A 3,510-nucleotide genomic window follows, 5' to 3' on the forward strand; every position below is an offset into this window, starting at 1 on the left:
TAAATTTTCAACAGGGTGGCGCATAGGGTTACAAAGTAAAAGATTTCTATATTCTTTGTTACATAATCATCAGAAATAGAAAAACAACGTAAATAAAATGTTGTTAGAGTTTCATTGGTACAAAATTACCAACAATAATTCCTACAATTCTAGGATCTTCATCATACGAAAGAAAAATATCTTTATAGTTTGGATTGATAGAAACCAGCCTTAAGCCATGCTCCTCTCGATAAACTCGTTTAATATAAGTCCGGCTATTGCAGACTACGGCATAAACTGCTCCATCATAATCAAATCCTGTCTCACGAATGAGAGCCACAGAGCCATTTTGATATTTGGGCTCCATTGAGTCACCAGATACCCATGAAGCAAAATCATGAGGCAGTTCTTCATCAAAATAAACAGTATCATAGTCCTGATCATTATAAACCGTGGAACCAATACCAGCCGACAGGCTTTCATAGACACGATAAGGGACGGTAGGCATAGCAATAATATTAGATTGCTTATCTACTAAATCTTTAACATAGTTCATAGCCTTGGTCTGATTAGTAGGATTCAGTTGCTTATAAAGTGTAGCAATTTCTTCCTCATAGAAGAACTCTTCTATCACACCTAAAATCTCAGAAATCTTTTTCAAGTTGGCTTTGTTGGGGACTGCTCTGCCATTTTCCCAAGAGAAATAAGAAGAGCGGTTAATATCAAGAAGCCGTGCAATCTCGCTTTGTTTCATCCCCAACTCTTCACGTTTTTGTTTTAATTTTGTACCATTGAACATCTCATGCCCTTTCTAATAATAACTGTGTTTTGGCGTTACTAACAGCTTGTCTCTCTGTTAACCTATCCTTTTTCCAGGCAAAGTAAATAACTTTCCCATAATCAAAAAGTTGACCACAAGAAATATCTGATTTTTCAGCTTCCAAAGTCTGTCTAAACTCTTTATCTTTCAATTCATAGATTTGTCGGTCTGACAGATAGCTGTCTCTGGTCAGCAAATGATAGATCTTAGCCAGCATATCTATCATGACTTGCTGGTACTCTGCTATAATAGAGGACTTCAACAAGCTAAACATATCCATAATTCTATCTAGTTGACCATTTTTATAGTCTTGAATTGCATGATTAACCTCATCTAACGAATGAGTAGTTTCGTGACTGAATAAGTCTCTCAAGCGATAGACCAAAGCTTCAGCTGAAACCTTCAAATCCTTCATCACTCGTGAGAAACTATCATGCCTATAAAATATCTTTGAGAGCAAAACAATGCTTGGCATAAGCACAAATGCAGAAAAAAGATTTGCTTCGATTTCAAAGATAGAGTAAGAATCATCTTTTAGCTTTGTAAAGAAAGTGCCAGTATGCTTTAGCAGAAAATGCCCTAACTCATGGCACTTTGTAAAGTTCTGTTTTACTTGTGGATTTTCCTTTTCATAGGAGAAAGAAACACCCCTCTCATCAATTAAAGTCAACCCCTCAATTTTTCTACTGGAAAAATGATGCTCCATTACCTTGATATTGTGACTCTCAACAATATGGTTGAAAAATCCTTCAAAGTCATACCCCAAAAGAGAAGAGTCATTCTCCTTGATATACTTGTAAATATAACGATTTGCAACTTCCTTAATTTGGCTGTATCGTGTATCCATAATACCTCCTCGAAGTTTTGTTGTTTTATAAACTAACAATAATTATATAGAAAAAGTGGACGATTGTCCACTGAAAATTAAGTAACTATAAATTATACTGATTTTTAAGAGGGTAATAGATAATCAAGGATAAAATTTGTACATACAAAGCAATTATTGAAATTGTGATGTAGGAGTTCTGCTGTTTAAGTAGGACAGTAGAGTCCTCAGATAATTCGACTTCTTGTTCACTATTTAATTTAGCAACTGAGTTATCATTTGTATAAAAATCACTTTCTGATAACTTGTCATTACTTATCAACTTTAAGGAAGTTTCATTATTATAATATAGATCTGTCCCCTGTAACAGCTTTATAGTGGTGCCCTTTGTAATTTTATATTCTGAGTTATTCACTTGAAAATCAAATATTTGAAATAACTCATTTGTATCATCAGACTTATTTTCTTTAGGATAATCCGTGGTAAATAATGTATCTTTGGGAATAATAACTTTGTAGTTTGTATCTTTGTTTTTGGAATAAATTACAGCCATAGTATCTTTATTGATATAGTTTTGGCCAGTCAACTGGAATTTAGCAAAACAGTATATAAGTGACAAGATTACGATATTAAAACATAACATTACAAGCCACAATTTTTGGCCCCAATTTTTTTTAGTCAACCATTTTTTTACCAGTGTAGAAATGGACGCATTTAAATAAAAATAAAGAATAGAAACGCAGAATACTACTAAAAGCATTATTCCATCTTCTTTTGTAAAATTGAATTTTCTTGTTTTGGTAGCGAAATAATAAAGAATAATATAAAGAGAGACAAACGCAAGACTAGCAATACTATATTTTTTCATTCTTTTTTTGAATATTTCACTACTGTCAGCTGTATCTGTTAATGTTTTCACTGCACTTTCAATTAAAAATGTAAATAGAGCAATGAATACATATAAGATTCCATTATTAAAATCCATTATTTCTCCTCATCAAAAAGTTTCTTCCGCTCCTTCATAAACTGAAGCAGCTCTTGTTTAAAGACTTCTTTTTCTTCATTACTCATACCGTCTGATGTGGTTCTGAAGAGCAATTCTACTTCTGACAAATCAATATCATCATTGGTTTCATTTGATATCAATGTATTGACAGATACATTAAAGAGTTTGGCAATCTTCACGAGATTGTCATAACTTGGCCGTTTTTTTCCTTGTTCCCAATAAGCGTATCCTTGTTGCGAAATTTCGATAGCTTTTGCGACTTGGGCTTGGGTCATTTTAGCCTGTTTCCTCAAGGTCTTAAGGTGTTCCGCAAGATCCATTATCGTTCCCCTTAAAAAAATATTTTTAAATTTTTTCAAAAAACCGTTGACATTTACAACTACAGGTTGTATAATATAACTAACAACTGGTAGTTGTATGGCAATTGAAAATAATAACCTTATCTTCAAGGCTAAATCACGATCTTTGACAATTAAATAAAAAGTGCGTCTGACAACCAGAGGACTGACTATCAAACTACACTAAACTTCGTACCTTTATTGTAATTTATTTGATACCAAAAGTCAAGTCCGTTTTATGGTTGAAGTGAAGATAAAAACAGGATTCAATCCTGTGGGCTTCCACGCATTTCGGACTTTCGCACTTTTCCGAATAGTAAAGTGAACTGGCTTCGCCAAAGGGCGTAAGAGAATCCCTTGGGTATGATCAAGACTACCTAAAGAGATTGGCTGGGAAAGCGATGGTAATTGACGCAAAGCACCTTGCTAAACGTTGCCACCGTGGAAAGAGGGATCTTTCCAACCAAATAACTTTTCTTTACTGCTGTCTATCTAACTAGATAGACCTACTCTCAAGCTACTAAGTTCTTTCCTTTTTTCA

The 3,510-nt window shown here is 33.9% G+C and carries 4 protein-coding genes; all 4 read right to left on the reverse strand.

The window, feature by feature from the left end; translation table 11 throughout:
• Positions 1-103: 103 nt before the first annotated feature.
• Complete coding sequence (locus SPADD19_RS00080) at positions 104-778, reverse strand: XRE family transcriptional regulator (protein WP_061454869.1); 675 nt, start codon at positions 776-778, stop codon at positions 104-106.
• 1 nt (position 779) lies between these two features.
• A complete protein-coding gene (locus SPADD19_RS00085; RefSeq protein WP_061454870.1) occupies positions 780-1,646 on the reverse strand; it encodes an ImmA/IrrE family metallo-endopeptidase in 867 nt (288 codons plus the stop codon).
• Positions 1,647-1,731: 85 nt separating this feature from the next.
• Positions 1,732-2,610 (reverse strand): hypothetical protein, encoded by an 879-nt coding sequence (locus SPADD19_RS00090; protein ID WP_061454871.1) that lies wholly within the window; start codon positions 2,608-2,610, stop codon positions 1,732-1,734.
• A complete protein-coding gene (locus SPADD19_RS00095) occupies positions 2,610-2,951 on the reverse strand; it encodes a helix-turn-helix domain-containing protein (RefSeq protein ID WP_061454872.1) in 342 nt (113 codons plus the stop codon). The genes SPADD19_RS00090 and SPADD19_RS00095 overlap by 1 nt, the downstream gene beginning before the upstream one ends.
• Positions 2,952-3,510: the final 559 nt, after the last annotated feature.

The organism is Streptococcus parasanguinis (assembly GCF_001578955.1).
Taxonomy (GTDB): domain Bacteria; phylum Bacillota; class Bacilli; order Lactobacillales; family Streptococcaceae; genus Streptococcus; species Streptococcus parasanguinis_U.

What these genes read in the sequence shown, in the direction of transcription:
- SPADD19_RS00095 (WP_061454872.1), bottom strand. Translation starts at nt 2,951, where the DNA reads ATGGATCTTGCGGAACACCTTAAGACCTTGAGGAAACAGGCTAAAATG.
- SPADD19_RS00090 (WP_061454871.1), bottom strand. Translation starts at nt 2,610, where the DNA reads ATGGATTTTAATAATGGAATCTTATATGTATTCATTGCTCTATTTACA.
- SPADD19_RS00085 (WP_061454870.1), bottom strand. Translation starts at nt 1,646, where the DNA reads ATGGATACACGATACAGCCAAATTAAGGAAGTTGCAAATCGTTATATT.
- SPADD19_RS00080 (WP_061454869.1), bottom strand. Translation starts at nt 778, where the DNA reads ATGTTCAATGGTACAAAATTAAAACAAAAACGTGAAGAGTTGGGGATG.